The following is a 20063-nucleotide window of genomic DNA, read 5'->3' as shown; positions in this document are numbered from 1 at the left end:
GAAAATTCTGTGTCTTTTTTTTGTCTGTATCTTATTGCACTATAACAACATGAGTTGAGCAAAGACAAAGGTACCGATATGAATTTTTTGAAAAAAAAGAATAATGCCAGTTTTGTATTCTTCATCATTACTCTGTATGCATTTCTTGGATTCGGTCTAGGTTACATAATCTGGGAATATTTTTTATAAGCTGTGATGGCTGTGTCGTGTTGAAGTCGTGATTAATGAAAACAGCCATCTAGGGAATGATGTTATTCCCTAGATGGGCTAAATCTTTATTGAGTTAAAAATGCCACAGCTTCAGTAATTAAAGCAGTTACTTCTTTCGGTTGTGAGGCCAATGAAGCATGACTTGCGTTTAAAGAAATTACTTTTTTAGCATTTAAACGATCAGACATTACTGCTTGGTTTTCTGGGCTGATCATGCGGTCTTGGGTTGAGATTTGATACCAAGAGGGTTTGGTTTTCCAAGCAGGGTTGCTAATGTTATCGCCAAAGGTACTGGCTAAAGGTGCTTTTTGGGTAACGCCCATGGCAAAACCTTCATCTTTGCTCAGGTCTTGGCAGAAACTTTCGTGAAATTTATCGACTTTAAGCCAAAGATAACCATCACTATCTGGTTCGAGATTCGGCGCTGCCACAGGTAAGTGTTGTTGGGTAATTGCCCCAGGGCTTTCATTGCTATCTGGTGCAAAGGCAGCAATATAAACTAAACCCACAACATTTGGATGGTTGCCTGCTTCGGTAATCACTGCGCCGCCGTAAGAGTGACCCACTAACAGTACATCACCATCAACTTGGGCAATCATTTTTTGAGTTCGTTCTACGTCATCTGCAAGCGAGGTTAATGGAAGTTCCACGGCACGTAAGGACTGATAACCTTGATGGGACAATTCATTAATCACTTTGGTCCAATGGGCTGCACCGCCCCAAAAACCGTGTACCAGAATAATGGTCGGTTGAGTACTCATATTTATCTCCTAGCTGAATGCTATTGTATTGAATTTTCGATATTTAATAGTGGAAGTTTTACGGTATAAAGAGATGGGTGGAGGTGGGTGTTTTTTATACTAACGAAATCTTCTCAAAAGATTATTGGTGTTTTGTTATGCTTCCACAATAACTGAAACGCCAATGTTTTTGCAGAAACACTTTTAAGGACAGATGAGCAAAATGAGCGATGAGCATGTTTTAACAGATATCTTTTTTGATATTTATCGTTTCGCCGATATCTCGGGTGAAATCTATGGCGTGGAGCATCTCTCAGCACAAAAGAAACGGTGCTTTCCTGCCCGATATGCCTATATCCATATTATTCAGCAGGCGAGCTGTCGATTGAGAATCAAACGGATGCAAGTCGATTTGATATTGCAGCAAGGTGATATTGTTGTGTTGCCGAGCAAGTTGGAACATTCGCTCGAAGTATGTACGGAGCAGGGTTCAGTTGCGACTGTGATGAGTTGCACGTTTGAATTGAACGGTATTTATGGCGAGGCGATTGCAGAAGGATTACCGAGTTACATTCATGTACCCTCACAGCATAATGCTGAAAAAGTTGCGGAATGGGTGCCTATGACCGTGGCGGCCATTCAGCTCGAACTTGAGCATCCAACATTGGGCAGTCGAGTCATGTTGTCTCGAATTATTGATTTATTATTGATTTGGTCGATACGTTTTTGGTTGGCTAAAGAGCAGATTGAGCATAAAGGCTGGATTTCTGCATTACGTGATCCGATGATGAGCAAGGTATTGTCGTTGATGCATGCACAACCTGCATATGAATGGGATGTAAATTCACTTGCCCAACTGACTAAACAGTCTAGATCCAGTTTTTCCAAAAAATTTGTTGAATGGGTTGGCGTACCCCCGATGCTATATTTAAAAAACTGGCGGATGAAATTAGCCAGCCAATTGCTCCAAGAAACCGATAAAAATATTGCGCAAGTTGCTGAATGCGTCGGCTATTCTTCTCAAGCCGCTTTTAGCCGTGCTTTTGCGCAAAGCTTTGGGTGTGCTCCGAAAGTATTTAGGGCCGCAATAAGTCAGGAAGTATTTTAAAGTGTTCGAGCAAATGTATAGATGAGAATTTGCACTGATGCAGACTGAACAGCATCAGTGCATTGAAATCTAGGTTTGGATTTTATTTGTTCAGTGACCACTGAATTGCAGCATCAAACAGTTTCAATCCATCCTCAGACAGATTGCTAAAGGTCTCGTTATTGAGAAAAAACATCAGTCGTTTTGCCGGCGCTAGCGACTCATAATCCATGGTTGCACCTTTTTCATAACCCCAGATGGCGACTTTTTCAGGTTGCCCATAAATGGTTGCAATGATCGTAGCACCGAGTCCTGGTTTGCCCCAACTCATTGGCGCTTGTGCTTTATAGACGTTACGTGTCCCCGCGGAAAGATGCGCCGACAGGGGATGCGGTGCATTGACCAGCCACAAGTAACGTTCTTTCTTGACTTCACCAAAATCAGTATCAATCCGTTTACCGGTCATGGCCAGATCATCGAGATAATCATTTTCCCATGTCATCAGCGGAATCGGCAGTTGTCGCCAACCCGATTGCAGATTTTTGGATGCCACCGTTGAAGAGATAATCACCAGATCGGTGTTTTTTAAACTGTTGGGGGAAACAGATTGATCGAGTAGCTCAATCTGATAGCCCTTGCGTTGCAAGTAATTTTGAATCGCAACATCAGTGGCAAAGGAAGCCCCTTTGAGCTGTGAAATCAGGGCAATCCGTGTTTGAGCGTAAACAGAGGATGTCCATGTACTAAAGGCAAGGATCATCGTCATGATCGTAATAATTTTTTTCATATTGATCTCAAAAGCGCAGTAATGAACTTACTGCGCTGATCCTTTATTAGAATTTAAAAGTGGCACGTAATACCGCTTGACGAGAATCCCCTTGAGACACCGCCAGATTATTAACGCTGGCTGTATAGTAAGTTTTATCAAAGATATTATTTAAATTAAATTGAAAATTAACCGCTTGTTTGGCAATGGTGGTGTCATAACTGACAAAGGCATTGGCCAGTGCATACTCAGGCAGGTCAAAGCTATTTTCCGAGTCTCCCGCACGTTTGCCGACATAATTGCCACTGAGGCCTAAACGTAATTTGCCATGATAAAGTTCACCGTAATTATAGGCTAAGGCCAGTGATGCAGTATCTCGTGCGACATTACTCAAGCGATTGCCTTGCAGACCAAGCTCATCTTCAGTGACTTTGGCATCGGTATAGGCGTAGGTCAGGGTGGCATCAAGTTGATCAGTCAGACGGCCTGTCAGGTCGAGTTCAGCGCCTTTGGAACGGACTGCGCCTGTGGTATGCAGTTCAACTTCATTACTCGATGAGTTGGTGACTTTGGCTAAAACATTACGTTTTTTAATATCGTAGAGTGCAAAGTTGGCCTTAATACGCTCATTGAACTCGTATTTTGCACCGACTTCATAAGATTTGGCTTGCTCAGGTTTGACATCGGCATCAATGACTGCATTGCCGCCTAAAGGTGCAATTGAAGACGAGGGTTTGAGGGATTCGGTATAGCTGCCATAGAAAGACAGCTGATCATTCCATTGATAGACTAAGCCCGCATGCGGGAGCCAAGCATCGTCTTTGGTATTGGTATTTTCTTTAAATGGTCGTCCACGTCCAGCGGTCTGTTGATAATTCAGATAACGGCCACCGAGTACGGCGATCCAGTTTTCATTTAAGTGAATCGCATCTTGCAGATAAAAACCATAGGTATGCAATTTGTCAGTTTGGTCGCTATCGGATGCAACGATATTTTTAGATGCTTCAACTGTTCCAAACTTGGGATTTAAATAATCTAAGGTTGAGCTATCACCACGAACCATATCTGGACGGAAATATTTACGGTATTCGATATCTGAACCAATTTGAATATCATGCTTTAAACCCAGTAAATTGACCGAACCATTGAGATAGGCTTGGGCATTGCTGTCTATACTTTCTGCATTTAAGGTGGCATCGGTACGGCGTGTCACCGTATGGTTGGCCGTATTTAGCTTGGTCACACGGAGTTGATTGGCATCGTAAGTCTCGTAATTATAGCTATAGCCCAAGTGAGCTGACCAGTTATCATTAAGCTGATGATCAACCAATAGTTGTGCCAAATGAGCTTCACCTTTCATTTGGTTAAAGGCTTCATCCAGACGTTGATATTTCGAGATCGGTAAAGCTTTTTTTGTGTTGGGATCAAAAATGGTTGAGCGATCAAAAGGCACATCAAAGTCACGATATTGATAACTTAAATTGACTTTAGTCTGACCATTATCCCAATCCAATGAGGGCGCAATTAAAGTCTGTTTGAGATTACCGAAATTACGCCAGTAGTCTGCATCGGAATGATCGGCAATAAAACGATAGGCAAAGTTACTGTCGCTGATTGCACCCGTGGTATCCAGAATCGCACCTAGACCATTTTTACCTGCGGCGAAGCTTGAACCATACACTGAAAATTCAGTTTTTTGTGTCGTTTCAGGTTTTTTGGTAATGACATTGACCACACCACCTGGGTCCATAATGCCGTAGAGTAAAGATGCAGGACCTTTTAATACTTCAACCTGCTCAACTGCAGCATTCATGGTGCGACCTTGCACAATTGGCATGCCATTCACGGTAATCGAGCCATCACGATTATCCCCAAAGCCCCGTTTCATGACGGTATCTTGAGTACCCCCCAAAGTATTACCCTGAGTAATACCACTAACTTGGGTTAGTGCATTATCCAAGTTAGCTGGCAAATAATCTTTCATATATTGTTTAGACACCACATTTACCGTTTGTGGGCTTTCTAGATTGTTTTGATTGCCACGTAATGTTGATGCTGTTTGTGCAGCGATATAGCTTGAGGATTGCTCAGCTTGAACATTAATGGTTGCGAGTTGCGTGGGTTGTATCGAGGTCGTTTCTGCCCACGACAGCACCGGTATTAAAGATAAAAGGAATGGGCTGCTTTGTTTTAAAATTTCAACAGTAATGAGGTTTTTGCGTGGCGAAAAAGCAGACATAGAGATACCTGAGCGATACAGAAAATCGGGTTGATGCAGGAGCGTAATCAACGTATTGAGCTAAAAGGGAGGTTTAGCATGCAATAAGGGGCTTAAGTATAGTTAAATAGGAATCATTTACAATAAAGGCAGGATTTATAAAAATTAAAGTATTGATAATGCATTTATTATTTTTACTAATGAATGAATGCTATTCATAGTTAAATATTTAAATAAATCATTTTATTCATAGTGCTTTGTTCAGTAGGCTAAAACAATGAACACTGTATTTAGAAATATTAGAGATGTCATGGATGAGCATCATTTCAGATTTTATGCGCTGAGCTTATATCGAGTACAAGAATGACAAGATTAGATTTTGCAATCATCGACCCGCATATTCATCAATGGGATCCTTATCACACACCGCATTCAGCAGCCTTATTGGTCAAAGCTTTGGGAAAATATCCTGTTGTCATGGATCGAGTGGTCAGGTTGGTCAAGCCTAAGCCTTTATTGGATAGTTTAGGCTTAACAGAGTACGTATTACGTCCTTATTTACCTGAGCATTATCAGGCCGACACTTCGCCATTTTCAGTCGAGAGTGTGGTTCATGTCGAAGCCAACTGGCATCACCACAAAGGCTTTGGTGTGGTTGAAGAAACGGATTGGATTCAGCAATTAGATTTTAAAGCACGGGGTCTAAAATTAGGCGCTATTGTTGCGACAGCTGACCCAAGAGATCGAAAGTTCAAAGATATTCTTAAAGCCCATCAGCAGGCGAGTCCACTTTTTCGCGGTATTCGTAAAATGGCGGCTTGGCATCAAGACAAGGGTGTTTACCGTTGGTGTGATCGGCCACATTTATATCAGAACAGGAGCTTTCTCAAAGGTTTTGAACAACTGGCAAAACTGGATTTATCTTTTGATGCTTGGGGCTATTCCACGCAATTAGCAGAAATCACCAGCTTGGCCAAACAATTTCCTGAAACACGTATTGTGCTTGACCATCTGGCGACACCTGTTGGGCTGTTTGGTGCAGTGGGCAAGAAAACGGGAATGACACAATCGCAGCGTGATGCCATTTTTAAACAATGGCAACAGGATTTGGCACGACTGGCCGAGCAGAAAAATGTCCATGCCAAAATCTCAGGTTTGATGATGCCCGTATTGGGACACCGTTTTTATCAGCAAGATCGAACGGCAAGCATCGCAGAGATGGTGAATTTACTGAGCCCCATGATTCAACATGCAATCACGGTATTTGGTACAGAGCGGATCATGTTTGCATCCAATTTTCCCATGGATAAGCCGAATGCCCGTTTAAATGACTTAATCCACGCCTATATTCAAATGCTGAGTCCTTATGGTGATCAGGCTTTGCATGCCATGTTTAGACAAAACGCTGCCAATTTTTATCAACTTCAAATAGAGCCATCATATGAAAAGTTTTAATCAAAAAGTCGCTGCAATTACAGGTGCAGGATCTGGAATTGGGCAACAACTGGCGATTTTATTGGCACAGCAAGGCGCAGATTTAGCGCTGAGTGATGTCAATGAAAAAGGTTTGGCAGAAACACAGGCATTGTTACAACGGTATCCAGTTAAAGTCACTGTGACCAAACTGGATGTCTCAGATCAACAAGCCGTTCGTGACTGGGCAGAAGACAGCTTCAAAGCACATGGCAAGATCAACCTGATTTTTAATAATGCAGGTGTAGCGCTCGCCAGTACCGTTGAGGGCATGAGCTATGAAGAATTGGAATGGATTTTCAAAATCAACTTCTGGGGCGTGGTCTATGGCACTAAAGAGTTCTTGCCTTATCTCAAGCAAAGTGGAGAAGGGCATGTTATTAATATTTCCAGTTTGTTTGGCTTAACCGCACAACCGACTCAAAGTGCCTATAACGCGACTAAATTTGCAGTTCGTGGTTTTACCGAAGCCCTACGACAAGAATTAAAACTTCAAAATGATGGCGTGAGTGCAACCTGTGTACATCCAGGTGGAATCCGCACCAATATTGCCAATAGTGCACGGATGAGTGACAGTATTCGGAGCTTAGGTATGAATCCAGCCAAAGCCAGTCAGGCATTTAATAAGGTTTTAAAAACACCACCAGAGCAGGCGGCTAAAGTCATTTTAGATGCGGTGAAAGCGGATAAAGCACGGATCTTGATTGGCAATGATGCCAAAGTACTGGATCTGATTCAGCGCATTACACCGACGCATTATTCACATGCCTTAAGTTTTTTCAGCAACAAATCCAAGAAAAATAAGGCTTAAAGTATTCGGACGGGTATTGAAATCATTGAGATTAGATTCAGTTTTAACAAGACAACTTGATGATTTGAACGTGCATAAAAGAAGGTTTTACTGAACTTTCTTTTATGCATATTGCATTTATCCCAAACTTTCTACAATACGGACCATTACATCAGCATCATATTAAATTTTTTGATTTTAGAAAGTTTTTATGTGGATTTATAAAACCCAATTAATATTCTTTATTATCTAGTAACCTTTATCACGGTTGGTATGTTGTGGTTTAGGGTAACTAAAACACTTATCGCTGAAATTTGCTCAGGCGAAATCATCCTTGATCTTTGCAATGTTTTCACGTTTACAGTTTTCATCATTAACCTCAGGCATCTTTTCTGAACAAGCTGAGACAAAGAAAGTAAAAAAAGAATAAGGCCTAATTTTTCATATAAACAACTTTTACATTTTAATAGTCTATTCGTTTCCGGGTTGGGTGAAATTGATTTTTGGGGCTATCACCATCTATGTTTAATTTTTATGGATGAAGGCATTGCTCATGGTCAAACAAGGAGCGTTATAGGGTGAGCAATGCTTTCACTTAGATCATATAAAACTGGCGATCATTTGCAAGAGATAGGGCAAAATTGTCCCATCTTGTGGGTTTTAAAGGGTTTAGCCGTGGTGTGATGAACGATAAGAAGAAAAAAATTTGAAAACTAAATTCAGATGATTGGCATCATGCGATTTTAAAAAAGTAAATTTCCTGTGCTTTAAATAGATTGTTATACCTTGCAGTAGCCACTCCTTATTTAAGACAGATGTCTATTGCAAAGCTTGTAAAACGATATCACTACAATTCTAAAGCGATGTTGGTGCAAAAATAATTCAAAATGTTGCAAGAAGCTTAAAAAGTGATCCAAAACAGGGTTTACTATTTATTTACTAAATGTTGAATTGGTTTACATACCGTCAGTTTATTCGGTTTTGTGCTCCGATTGGTGTAAATTATTACCCATGCCAAAGCACTTTTTGAAAGTACTTCAGCAAATCCATTTTTTGTACATTCGAGAGAGAGTCTAAAGAGTAAAGTATGTCTGTGAACCTTAGTAAAATCAAAAAACCTTTATATATTCACTATGCTGGAAACGCTCTTTTAGAACTCCCTTTGTTAAATAAAGGCTCTGCTTTTTCCGAAGAAGAACGAGAGAATTTTAACTTGCACGGTCTAGTTCCGTACAATATTGAGAATATTGAAGAGCAGACTCAGCGTTCCTATCAGCAGTACCTTTCCTTCGATAGTGACTTGAATAAGCATATTTATTTGCGAAATATTCAAGACACCAATGAAACCCTGTTCTATAACTTATTGAGTCAGCATTTAGATGAAATGCTGCCGATCATTTATACCCCAACAGTTGGTGAGGCTTGTCAGCGCTTTTCGGATATTTACCGTCGTCACCGCGGTATCTTTATTTCTTATCCAGAGCGTCAATACATCGATCAAATTATCCATAACGTTAACAAGAAAAACGTGAAAGTAATTGTGATTACTGACGGTGAACGTATTTTGGGTCTCGGCGATCAGGGTATTGGTGGCATGGGCATTCCAATTGGCAAATTGTCACTCTATACCGCATGTGGTGGGATTAGTCCTGCTTATACTTTGCCGATCACCATTGATGTCGGTACCAATAACCAAGAATTGCTTGATGATCCAATTTATATGGGTTGGAAACAGCCGCGTATCCGTGGTGAGCAATATTATGAATTTGTTGAGCAAATTATTAAGGCAGTGCGTCAGCGTTGGCCAGATGTGCTGATTCAATTTGAAGATTTTGCGCAAACCAATGCCATGCCTTTATTGACTCAGTACCGTGATAAAATTTGCTGTTTTAATGATGATATTCAAGGCACAGCAGCAGTCACTGTTGCGACCCTCATTGCTGCCTCAAGAGCACAAGGCAAACAGCTAAAAGATCAAACGGTTACTTTTGTGGGTGCAGGCTCAGCAGGATGTGGTATTGCTGAACAGATTGTTAGACAGATGATGGACGAAGGTCTGAGTGACCATGAAGCGCGTTCGCGTATCTTTATGGTGGATCGTTTCGGCTTGATGACCGATCAACAACCGAACTTACTCGATTTTCAGCAAAAACTTGCCACACCCGTCAATGCAATCAGTACTTGGGAATATACAGGTGACAACGTCGCTTTGTTGGATGTGGTCAAGAATGCCAAACCAAGTATCTTGATTGGGGTATCCGGACAGGCAGGTTTGTTTAGTGAAGAGGTCATCAAAACCTTAGCTAAATATTATAAGCATCCGATTGTATTGCCGTTGTCGAACCCGACTTCACAAGTGGAAGCACAACCAAAAGATATTATTGAGTGGACGCAAGGCGCTGCAATTGTGGCGACCGGTAGTCCTTTTGCACCGATCTATTACCAAGGCAAGGTCTACGCCATTGCACAGTGTAATAACTCCTATATTTTCCCGGGGATTGGCTTAGGTGTGATTGCTTGTGGTGCAACCCATATCAGTGACTCGATGTTAATGGCTGCAAGTACAGCTTTGGCAGACTGTTCACCGCGTTTGAAAAATGCTGCAGCGGATTTATTGCCAAATATCAACGATATTCAACAGGTGTCTAAGTTTATTGCCTTTAAAGTGGCAAAAGCTGCTATGGCCGATGGTTTGGCTGTACCGTTGAGTAATGATGTGTTGAAACAAGCGATTGAAGATAATTTCTGGACGCCAGAATATCGTAACTATCGCCGTGTTAGTTATTAAGCCATCCGTTGATAAAAAAAGGGACTCTAGCTAGAGTCCCTTTTTTTAGGTCTTATAGGTGGAAAGTAAAATACTGGTTTCACTATTGTAAATCCCTGAAATATTTCGAATTCGTTCCAGCGCTTTATCAAAGTTTTCTAAACTGTCAGATTGCAACTCAACCAGAATATCCCATTTACCATTGGTGGTATGCAGTCGTTCAACGGCTGATTCTAAACGTAACTCTCGAATTACCGCCTGTGCTCGTGTACCTTCAACCATGATATTCATCCATGCCCGAATAATATTTTTTTCAGCATTGGGACGGAAACGCACGGTATAGCCCGTGATAATCCCCGTTGATTCCATATATTCAATTCGTTTCTGCACTGTGGCACGAGACACCCGTGTTTTTGCTGCCAAGTCGGTAATCGACATCCGTGCATTGTCTTTGAGTAAGCCTAATATAATATGATCGATATTGTTCATTTTGATTCTTTCTATTAGCAAATTGATAAAAAATAATTCATTTTAATCATTATAACGAATTTTGTGAATCAATTTGATTCTTAATAATAATAACAATACAACACCCCAAGCATTTTTACTTCGGCACGAAAGAAGCTGAATGCGCATCAGGGAGGATGGGGGTAGGACACCCTTAAACAAAGGGAATCTGTGAATAACAGGGACAATTGATTAATTAAGGAATAGATGATGTCTTTATCATATGCGGCTCAAAATGGCAGTGCTTGGCAAACTTTTCTCACTCAAGTAGATCGAGTGGCACCTTATTTGGATGCTGACCTCAGTAACTTTGTCAACACACTGAAAACCCCAAAGCGTACGCTTATCGTTGATGTTCCAATCGTGATGGACGATGGTTCAATTCGCCATTTTGAAGGTTACCGTGTACAGCACAATTTATCACGTGGTCCAGGTAAAGGCGGTATCCGCTATCACCAAGATGTTGAACTGAATGAAGTGATGGCTTTATCTGCATGGATGACCATTAAAACTGCAGTATTGAACCTGCCGTTCGGTGGTGCTAAAGGCGGTATTCGTGTCAATCCGAAAGAACTTTCACCACGTGAATTAGAGCGTTTAACCCGTCGTTTCACCAGTGAAATCAGTCCAATCATTGGTCCTCAAATTGATATTCCTGCGCCAGATGTCGGCACCAATGCCAATATTATGGGCTGGATGATGGATACCTATTCAAGTATCAAAGGTCATACCGTAACAGGTGTGGTGACGGGTAAGCCAGTTCATTTAGGTGGTTCACTAGGCCGAGTTCGTGCAACAGGCCGTGGTGTATTCGTAACGGGTATGCAGGTTGCGGAACGCATTAAATTACCAGTCGAAGGCAGCAAAGTTGCTGTGCAAGGCTTCGGTAACGTCGGAAATGAAGCCGCTTATTTGTTTAGCCATGCAGGCGCAAAAATCGTTGCTGTACAAGACCATACCGGTACCATTTTCAATGCAGAAGGCTTGGATGTTAAAGCACTGCAAAAGCATGTGGTTGAAACAGGCGGCGTGATGGGCTTTGTTGATTCAACTGTGATCTCAGACGAAGAATTCTGGACGGTTGATATGGACATTCTGATTCCTGCGGCATTGGAAGGTCAGATTACGGTTGAACGTGCACAAAAACTAAAAGCGAAAATCGTACTTGAAGGCGCGAACGGCCCAACCTATCCAGAAGCAGATGATGTATTTGTCAGTCGCGACATTACTGTGGTTCCAGATGTGATCTGTAACGCGGGTGGTGTAACTGTCAGTTATTTTGAATGGGTTCAAGATATGGCGAGTTACTTCTGGAGCGAGGATGAAATCAATGAACGTCTTGATAAGTTGATGATCCAAGCAATTGCTGATGTTTGGAATACGGCAGCACAGAAGGAATGTAGCTTACGTACCGCAGCGTATATTTTGGCATGTGAACGTATTCTGAAAGCGCGTAAAGAACGCGGTATTTTCCCGGGTTAAGTCATTTATAAAATTAAAGAGAAGGGCTTGTTGAGCATTTAACAAGCCTGAAGATTAAACAGGAAGTGAGTAAATAAAATGAGCGAAGTCGCAATTACACGTAGCAATTTTAATGATTGGATGGTTCCAGTTTTTGCCCCAGCAAACTTTATTTTAGTGCGTGGCGAAGGGTCACGTCTTTGGGATCAAAACGATAAAGAATATGTTGATTTTGCAGGTGGGATTGCGGTAAATGCCTTGGGTCATGCACATCCTGTTGCAGTAAAAGCCTTAACTGAACAAGCACAAAAGCTGTGGCACATTGGGAATGGTTATACCAACGAGCCTGTATTGCGCTTAGCGAAACAATTGGTGGATAGCACCTTTGCTGACAAAGTCTTTTTCTGTAACTCTGGTGCAGAAGCCAACGAAGCAGCATTAAAACTGGCGCGTAAAGTCGGTTTGCTCAGTGGTAATGCAAACAAGAACCAGATTGTTGCATTTAAGAATGCTTTCCACGGTCGTACTTTGTTTACCGTAACAGCGGGTGGTCAGCCAAAATATTCTCAAGACTTTGCACCATTACCGGGTGGCATTGAGCATACTGCATTTAATGACCTTGAAGCAGCAAAAGCAGCGATCACTGAAAATACTTGTGCCGTGATTGTCGAGCCGATTCAAGGCGAAGGTGGCGTTCTGCCAGCAGATATCGAATTCTTAAAAGGCTTGCGTGCACTGTGTGATGAAAAAGGTGCTGTGCTGATTTTTGATGAAGTCCAAACGGGTGTCGGTCGTACAGGTTCATTATATGCCTATATGAATACAGGCGTAACACCTGATATTTTGACCACGGCAAAAGCATTGGGTGGTGGTTTCCCGATTGGTGCAATGATCACTACCGATCATTATGCCAACATGTATGCAGTCGGCGATCACGGTACCACTTATGGTGGTAACCCGTTGGCTTGTGCGGTTGCTGGCGCGGTATTTGAATTTATCAATACACCAGAAGTGTTAGATGGCGTTAAACAACGTCATCAATATTTCATCGATGCCTTAAACAAAATCAATGCTGAGTATGGATTGTTCAAAGAAATCCGTGGTCAAGGTTTGTTAATCGGCTGTGTATTGAAAGATGAACATGCTGGCAAAGCGAAGAATATCGTGACCTTAGCGGGTGAAGAAGGGCTATTGGCCTTAGTAGCGGGTGCAGATGTAGTACGCTTTACTCCTTCATTGATCATTCCTCAACACGATATTGATGAAGGTCTAAGCCGTTTTGTTCGTGCATTAGCACGCCTCTAAGTCTGCTGTGAGCATCTGCCCATGATGATTGTTCGACATGCAGCGCATCGGGACTTAGATGATATTTATCGTTTAGCGCAACGAGCGGGGGAGTCTGGCATTGGCCTGACTTCCTTACCACAAAATAAAGACATCTTGGCTGAACGTATTACACGTACCACTCGCACTTTAGACGGCTTATCCGAAAAGTGCGAGGCAAGTTATCTATTTGTATTGGAAGACACCAGCATTCACAAAATTGTGGGTGTGAGTGCAATTGAAGTTGCGGTTGGGTTGAATGAGCCGTTCTACAACTTTCGTGTGGCCAAACAGGTGCATGCCTCTAAAGCTTTAAATGTGTATAAGACTTTAGACACCTTGTTTTTAAGTAATGACCATACTGGTTGTAGCGAACTCTGCACTTTGTTCCTTGATCCTGAATATCGCAAAAACCAAAACGGCAAATTTTTATCCAAAGTTCGTTTTCTGTTTATTGCCGCATTCCGCTCGTTTTTCGAAGAAAGATTGATTGCTGAAATGCGAGGTTTCTCGGATCAAAACGGACAGTCGCCGTTTTGGGATTCCTTGGGCTATTTATTCTTCAATATGGATTTTGCTGCCGCAGATTATCTGAGTGGTGTGGGGCAAAAAGCCTTTATTGCAGAGCTAATGCCGAGATTTCCAGTCTACGTTGACTTGCTGAGTTCAGAGGCGCGTGAGGTGATTGCTGAAGTACACCCACATACGCTGCCTGCGGCAAAAGTATTGATGTCAGAAGGGCTTAAATACCAAGGTTATGTTGATATTTTCGATGCTGGACCAACACTGGAAGCCAATACTGCTGAGTTACGGGCGGTGAAAGAGAGCCGCTTGCTTAAAGTTAAACTCACTGAGCAAGTCGAAAGTACGGAGACACACTTTTTGGTTGCCAATGACCAATACCAAGATTACGCCGTGTTACTGATCAATAACAAAGTTGATGAAAGTGAGACTTTGCATATGACAGCAGCACAAGCACAGGCACTGAATATTGCTGAACACGATCAAGTCCGTGTTTTAGCATTAGAAAAAATGGAGAATAACTAATGTCACAAGGTGCATTATTAATTGATGGTGCTTGGGTTCAAGGACAAGGAAGCGCATTCGAAAAAACCAATCCGGTTAGCAATCAGCAAATTTGGGTGGGGCATGAAGCAAGTCCAGCCGATGTTGCACAGGCTTGCGATGCAGCGCGTCAGGCATTTCCTGCATGGGCACGTTTGCCGATCGAAGACCGTATCGCGACAATTGAACGTTTTGCTGGATTATTAGAACAGAATAAAACCCAATTGGCTGAAGTGATTAGCCAAGAAACCAGTAAACCACTTTGGGAAACTTTGACCGAAGTGCAATCGATGATTGGCAAAGTGGCGATTTCGATTCGGGCCTATCATCAACGGACAGGGTTTAGCGAAACTGAAATGCCAGATGGCGTGGCTTCACTACGTCATCGTCCACATGGTGTTCTGGCTGTATTTGGTTCTTATAATTTTCCGGGTCACTTACCGAATGGCCATATTGTTCCTGCATTGATTGCGGGTAATACCGTGGTATTTAAGCCAAGCGAACTCACCCCTTGGACAGCTGAAGAAACTGCAAAATTATGGCAGCAAGCAGGTCTACCAAACGGTGTGCTGAATATCGTACAAGGTGGACGCAGCACGGGTGAAGCACTTGCAGCAGCAGAACAAATTGATGGCTTACTGTTTACGGGTAGTGCCAATACGGGCTATCACTTGCATAAACAAATGGCAGGTGCACCTGAAAAAATCCTTGCTTTGGAAATGGGCGGCAATAATGCTTTGATCATTGATGAAGCCAGCGATATCGATGCTGTGGTGAATCTCGCGATTCAATCCGCTTTCGTTTCTGCGGGACAACGTTGTACTTGTGCACGCCGCATTATTGTTAAACACGGTGCCAATGGTGATGCTTTCATTCAACGTTTTGTTGATGTAGCAAAGAACTTAGTCGTAGGAAGCTGGAATGCTGAACCGCAACCCTTTATGGGCGGTGTCATCTCTGCGCATGCAGCAGAACAAATGTTGGCAGCGCAAAGCAAACTGATTGCTTTGGGTGCAAAACCATTATTAGAAATGACCCGTCCACAAGCCGATAGTTCATTGCTGACCGCAGGCATTTTAGATGTTACTGAGGTGACCGATATTCCTGATGATGAATACTTTGGTCCACTCACCACGATTTATCGCTATAACAGTTTCGATGAAGCCTTAAGTATTGCCAATAACACTCGCTTTGGTTTGGCAGTGGGCTTGGTTTCACCTGAGCGTGATTTATTTGATCGTGTACTGATTGAAGCGCGTGCAGGCATTGTGAACTGGAATAAACCATTAACAGGTGCTTCAAGTGCCGCACCATTTGGTGGTGTTGGGGCATCGGGTAATCATCGTGCCAGTGCCTTCTATGCCGCAGACTATAGTGCATGGCCAATGGCTTCACTGGAAAGTGACAGCGTTACTTTACCTTCAAAATTATCACCGGGCATTGTGCTGTAAGTCGGCTCGTATCGGGACACAGGGAGAATAAAATGTCAGGTTATGAAATTAATTTTGATGGTTTAGTGGGGCCGACGCATCATTATGCAGGCTTATCGTTTGGTAATGTTGCATCAACCAAGAACCGTAATAATGCGTCAAATCCGAAACTAGCAGCTAAGCAAGGCTTAAAGAAAATGAAAGCCCTTGCGGATTTAGGCCTCAAGCAAGGGGTGTTTGCCCCACAAGAGCGTCCGCATGTACCAACGCTACGCCGTTTGGGTTTTACGGGTAGTGATATTGACGTGATTAGCCAAGCGATGCGTACTGCGCCAGCCTTATTATCATCGTTGAGCTCTGCTTCTTCGATGTGGACGGCCAACTCGTGTACGGTGTCACCATCGGCAGATAGTGCTGACGGACGTATGCATTTTACCGCTGCAAACCTGAATAATAAGTTCCATCGATCAATTGAGCATCATACGACCACGCGTATTCTTCAAGCGATGTTCAATAATGATGTATATTTCGCGCATCATGAAGCACTGCCTGAAGCCGCCTTATTTGGTGATGAAGGGGCAGCCAATCATAACCGCCTTGGTGGTGGATATGATCAGGCGGGTGTACAGGTTTTTGTTTATGGACAGCAACAACTGGGTGGAACGGTTGCACCGCAGAAATTTCCTGCGCGTCAAACCCGTGAAGCAAGTGAGGCAATTGCTCGTTTACATCGTTTAGATGCGAAACGAACCGTGTTTATTCAGCAAAATCCAGATGTGATTGATCAAGGTGTATTTCATAACGATGTGATCGCCGTGAGTAATCAACAGGTCTTGTTCCACCATCAACAAGCCTTTTTGAATCAAGCTGCGGCATTGGATGAAATCCGTCAAAAAATGGCGGGGATCGAACAAGATTTTATCTCGATTGAAGTCCCTGACAATCGTGTCAGCGTTGCAGATGCGGTCTCGACTTATTTGTTCAACAGTCAGATTTTGACTCGTGCAGATGGTGGTATGAGCATTGTGGTACCAGAGGAATCACGCCATAACAAGGCGGTATGGAGCTACCTGAATGACATGATTCAAATGGGTACGCCAATTGATGACATCAAGGTGTTTGATCTGCGTGAAAGTATGCGTAATGGTGGTGGACCTGCATGTTTGAGATTGCGTGTTGCCGTGAATGAAGCGGAACTAAATGCGGTGAATCCAAACTTGTTTATGAATGATGCATTGTTCAAAACGCTGAATCAGTGGGTCGATCAGCACTATCGTGATGAGTTAACACAAGACGATTTGGCTGATCCAAGTTTATTGATCGAGAGCCGTACAGCACTAGATGAGTTAACCAAAATTTTAGCTTTAGGTTCGGTTTATCACTTCCAAAGATAAACAGTAAACAACGGCTTTTAAGGATGAAAGTACATGGTTGATCTATTAACGTTGACTTTAACGCAACGAATGCCTGTGCAGATGCAAGGTGAGACGACAGGATTTACATGGCAGTGGTTGGGTGAAGGGCTATTGCAATGTACACCGAAGACAAACTATGGAAAGACCATGGTACTTTCTGCTGGGATTCATGGCAATGAAACTGCACCGATCGAGCTATTGGACCAAATTATTCATGACCTATTTGCCGAGCGTTTAACGCTTGCAGTACGCGTACTGTTTGTGTTGGGGAATCCTGAAGCGATTCGACATGGGGTGCGCTATCTTGAAAATGATATGAACCGCATGTTTTGTGGTGCGTATCAAGATTTAATTCAAGATCAGGAAACCGAACGAGCTGCTCACTTAGAGCAAGTAACAGCACAGTTTTTTGAACAAAGTCAGCCGCAAGCACAGCGCTATCATTTTGATCTGCATACGGCAATTCGTGCCTCATTGTTACCCGTTTTTGCACTATTTCCATACCAAAGCCAGCCTTATGATGAATTCCTCATTCAAAGTCTAGAGGCTGCTGATTTGGATGCCTTGGTCTATCACAATGCCGCAGGCAAAACCTTTACTCACTTTACGGCTGAAAAATTTCAGGCAGCGAGTAGTACTTTGGAGCTAGGCAAGGCCAAACCTTTTGGGGCCAATGATTTAGCCCAGTTTGCCAGTACTGACCAGATGCTGCGCGCAGTTCTTGCAGATCAAGCATTGCCGATCAGACAGAAATCCGACATTCGCCAGTTTAAGGTGGTGGATTCAATCTTAAAACAAAGTGAAGATTTTCAACTTAAATTGAGTGCTGACGCACCAAACTTTTCTACTTTTCAGAAAGGCGAGTTGATTGCAACACAACAGGCTGGGGATTATGCCGCGCATGATCAACAAGTCTGGATTTTATTTCCAAACCCTAAGGTAAAAACAGGGCTTCGAGCAGGGCTGATTTTAAAAGAAATTGAATAAACAGTCGCCGCTTTAACAGTTTAACTGTCGGCAAGGAATAGATGAAATGGAGTTTGAATATGGATGTTCAATAGAACAAAACGTGTCAAAGAATATCGTTTAGATATTCGTTTTTATGAAAGTGAAACAGCAAGGACAGGTTGTCATAAGAATACAGTTGGAGTGACCGTGTATGAGTAACAATAACGAAAAGACATTTCCCTCAGGCCAAGCCCTGAGTGGACAATATGTACCACAGCAGGATGTTGCCAGTTTATCGGAAACTTCGAGCGCAGAGATTGAAGTGGGTAAACCATTGAAACGTGCCATGACCAAACGTCATCTGGTCATGATTTCTTTAGGTGGTGCAATTGGAACAGGGTTGTTTTTAGGCTCTGGTGATGTCATTTCTCAGGCTGGTCCAGTCGGTGCGATTCTCTCTTACCTACTGGGTGGTGTGATTGCATACATGGTGATGTTGTGTTTAGGTGAACTCGCTGTACAAATGCCAGTTTCAGGTTCTTTTGGTGAATATGCCAGAACCTATATTGGCCCAGGCACAGGCTATATGATCACGTGGTTGTATTGGCTGACATGGACTGCAACATTAGGGACTGAATTTACAGCCGCTGCTTTATTGATGCAGGAATGGTTTCCGTCTATTTCCATGTGGACCTGGACCTTATTATTTGCAGGGTTGGTATTTAGCTTAAATGTCAGTTCGACACGGCTATTTGCTGAGTCAGAGTTCTGGCTGTCTTTGGTTAAAGTCCTGACCATTATCTGTTTTATTGGATTGGGTTTAGCCGCTATCTTTGGCTTTATTTCTTATCATGGGCATGAGTCTGCACCGCTGTTCAGTAAGTTGACGGAACATGGCTGGTTTCCAAATGGTATTTTCCCAATTTTCGCGACCATGTTGATCGTGAACTTTGCATTCTCTGGCACAGAGTTGATTGGTGTCGCTGCAGGTGAAGCAGAAGAACCTGCGAAAACAGTACCTAAAGCAATCAATGCTGCGATTTGGCGTTTGTTGATTTTCTTTGTGGGTACCATTGTGGTGATTTGTGCATTACTGCCTTATGAAATGGCAGGTATAAATGCCAATAGTGTCAGCAATAGCCCATTCGTTACCGTATTTAATTATATTGGTATTCCATACGCAGAAGATATTATTCGTTTTGTGATTATTACTGCGCTTTTATCTGCTGCAAACTCAGGTTTATTTGCTGCATCGCGGATGATGTGGTCATTGTCTGCAAAGAATCAGTTGCCGAAGGTATTTTCAAAATTAACTCGTTCAGGCACACCGATTATCGCGATTATTGTGACCATGTTTGGCGCGATTCCAGGGTTATTATCGGAACATTTTGCACCTGAAACAATTTTCAAAAATTTATTGGGTGTTGCCGCTTTTACCATGGTGGTGGTATGGATTTCGATTTGTGTTTCCCAATTTAACTTCCGCAGACAATGGATCAAATCGGGTAAAACAGTCAAAGACTTAAAATTTGCTGCACCATTATTCCCACTCACCCCGATTTTAGGTGGTGTGTTCTGTGTGATTACCTGTATCAGTATGGTGACCGATCCATCAATGCAAGTGGGTTTTGTCTGTTGTGTATTATTTATTATCGCCTGTTATGCGAGCTACAATATTTTTTATAAAAACAAAGCCATTTAAATAAAATTTTTATTTAAAAATAAACGTATAGACGAATAGGTTGTAGGCGTGATCTGCAACCTATTCGTCTTTTTTATGTATGATGATAGGGCGATCTCTCGGTCGGTGATAGACTACCTATACCTGAGCTTTGCTCTTTCAGATAAAGACTGAATAAGCCA

General features: G+C 42.5%; 17 protein-coding genes. 12 read left to right on the top strand and 5 right to left on the bottom strand.

The genetic code is table 11. From position 1 onward, the window contains the following. Positions 1 to 78: 78 nt before the first annotated feature. The gene (locus NDN13_RS08885; RefSeq protein ID WP_085944200.1) at positions 79 to 189 is read left to right on the top strand and encodes a hypothetical protein; all 111 of its coding nucleotides are present in this window, start codon (positions 79 to 81) and stop codon (positions 187 to 189) included. Between the two features lie 86 nt (positions 190 to 275). Here NDN13_RS08885 and NDN13_RS08880 read toward each other — a convergent pair whose 3' ends face one another. Then, positions 276 to 971 (bottom strand): alpha/beta hydrolase, encoded by a 696-nt coding sequence (locus tag NDN13_RS08880; protein WP_005321760.1) that lies wholly within the window; start codon positions 969 to 971, stop codon positions 276 to 278. A gap of 202 nt (positions 972 to 1173) precedes the next feature. Here NDN13_RS08880 and NDN13_RS08875 point away from each other — a divergent pair, with 202 nt between their 5' ends. Beyond that, on the top strand, positions 1174 to 2058 hold the full coding sequence (locus tag NDN13_RS08875) for a helix-turn-helix transcriptional regulator (protein WP_251117972.1): 885 nt from the start codon (positions 1174 to 1176) through the stop codon (positions 2056 to 2058). A gap of 82 nt (positions 2059 to 2140) precedes the next feature. On the opposite strand, the gene NDN13_RS08870 is transcribed toward NDN13_RS08875, so the two are convergent. Together NDN13_RS08870 and NDN13_RS08865 are read right to left on the bottom strand one after the other, a co-directional pair. Continuing rightward, on the bottom strand, positions 2141 to 2824 hold the full coding sequence (locus NDN13_RS08870) for a hypothetical protein (protein WP_251117971.1): 684 nt from the start codon (positions 2822 to 2824) through the stop codon (positions 2141 to 2143). A 46-nt stretch (positions 2825 to 2870) separates the two neighbouring features. Continuing rightward, the gene (locus NDN13_RS08865) at positions 2871 to 5042 is read right to left on the bottom strand and encodes a TonB-dependent siderophore receptor (RefSeq protein WP_251117970.1); all 2172 of its coding nucleotides are present in this window, start codon (positions 5040 to 5042) and stop codon (positions 2871 to 2873) included. A gap of 342 nt (positions 5043 to 5384) precedes the next feature. Between NDN13_RS08865 and NDN13_RS08860 the strand changes: the two genes are divergently transcribed. Together NDN13_RS08860 and NDN13_RS08855 are read left to right on the top strand one after the other, a co-directional pair. Then, the gene (locus NDN13_RS08860) at positions 5385 to 6476 is read left to right on the top strand and encodes an amidohydrolase family protein (protein WP_251117969.1); all 1092 of its coding nucleotides are present in this window, start codon (positions 5385 to 5387) and stop codon (positions 6474 to 6476) included. After that, positions 6463 to 7305, top strand: coding sequence for an SDR family NAD(P)-dependent oxidoreductase (locus NDN13_RS08855; RefSeq protein ID WP_251117968.1), 843 nt, complete (start codon positions 6463 to 6465; stop codon positions 7303 to 7305). The genes NDN13_RS08860 and NDN13_RS08855 overlap by 14 nt, the downstream gene beginning before the upstream one ends. A gap of 297 nt (positions 7306 to 7602) precedes the next feature. Here NDN13_RS08855 and trbK read toward each other — a convergent pair whose 3' ends face one another. Beyond that, a complete protein-coding gene (gene trbK, locus NDN13_RS08850; RefSeq protein WP_251118202.1) occupies positions 7603 to 7671 on the bottom strand; it encodes an entry exclusion lipoprotein TrbK in 69 nt (22 codons plus the stop codon). Positions 7672 to 8371: 700 nt separating this feature from the next. Here trbK and NDN13_RS08845 point away from each other — a divergent pair. After that, positions 8372 to 10072 carry an NAD-dependent malic enzyme gene (locus NDN13_RS08845; RefSeq protein ID WP_033133160.1) on the top strand — a complete coding sequence of 567 codons (1701 nt, stop codon included), beginning with the start codon at positions 8372 to 8374 and terminating at the stop codon, positions 10070 to 10072. A 45-nt stretch (positions 10073 to 10117) separates the two neighbouring features. On the opposite strand, the gene NDN13_RS08840 is transcribed toward NDN13_RS08845, so the two are convergent. Then, positions 10118 to 10540 (bottom strand): Lrp/AsnC family transcriptional regulator, encoded by a 423-nt coding sequence (locus NDN13_RS08840; RefSeq protein WP_004654809.1) that lies wholly within the window; start codon positions 10538 to 10540, stop codon positions 10118 to 10120. Positions 10541 to 10765: 225 nt separating this feature from the next. Here NDN13_RS08840 and NDN13_RS08835 point away from each other — a divergent pair, with 225 nt between their 5' ends. From NDN13_RS08835 to NDN13_RS08805, 7 genes are all read left to right on the top strand, one after another. Then, complete coding sequence (locus tag NDN13_RS08835) at positions 10766 to 12040, top strand: Glu/Leu/Phe/Val family dehydrogenase (protein WP_167353089.1); 1275 nt, start codon at positions 10766 to 10768, stop codon at positions 12038 to 12040. A 78-nt stretch (positions 12041 to 12118) separates the two neighbouring features. Then, positions 12119 to 13324, top strand: a complete 1206-nt coding sequence (locus tag NDN13_RS08830) for an aspartate aminotransferase family protein (RefSeq protein WP_251117967.1) — start codon at positions 12119 to 12121, stop codon at positions 13322 to 13324. A 21-nt stretch (positions 13325 to 13345) separates the two neighbouring features. After that, a complete protein-coding gene (gene astA / locus NDN13_RS08825; protein ID WP_016164353.1) occupies positions 13346 to 14389 on the top strand; it encodes an arginine N-succinyltransferase in 1044 nt (347 codons plus the stop codon). Continuing rightward, on the top strand, positions 14389 to 15858 hold the full coding sequence (gene astD / locus NDN13_RS08820; RefSeq protein WP_251117966.1) for a succinylglutamate-semialdehyde dehydrogenase: 1470 nt from the start codon (positions 14389 to 14391) through the stop codon (positions 15856 to 15858). Before astA ends, astD begins: the two co-directional genes overlap by 1 nt. 32 nt (positions 15859 to 15890) lie before the next feature. After that, positions 15891 to 17231 carry an N-succinylarginine dihydrolase gene (gene astB, locus NDN13_RS08815; protein ID WP_251117965.1) on the top strand — a complete coding sequence of 447 codons (1341 nt, stop codon included), beginning with the start codon at positions 15891 to 15893 and terminating at the stop codon, positions 17229 to 17231. 33 nt (positions 17232 to 17264) lie between these two features. After that, positions 17265 to 18239, top strand: coding sequence for a succinylglutamate desuccinylase (astE, locus tag NDN13_RS08810; protein ID WP_251117964.1), 975 nt, complete (start codon positions 17265 to 17267; stop codon positions 18237 to 18239). Positions 18240 to 18411: 172 nt separating this feature from the next. After that, entirely contained in the window at positions 18412 to 19902 is a 1491-nt protein-coding gene (locus NDN13_RS08805; RefSeq protein ID WP_159884556.1) for an amino acid permease, read from the top strand. Positions 19903 to 20063: the final 161 nt, after the last annotated feature.

Source organism: Acinetobacter sp. C32I (assembly GCF_023702715.1).
Lineage (GTDB): Bacteria > Pseudomonadota > Gammaproteobacteria > Pseudomonadales > Moraxellaceae > Acinetobacter.
Note: the sequence above shows the minus strand (reverse complement) of the source record. Positions and strands in the feature narration are given on the sequence as shown.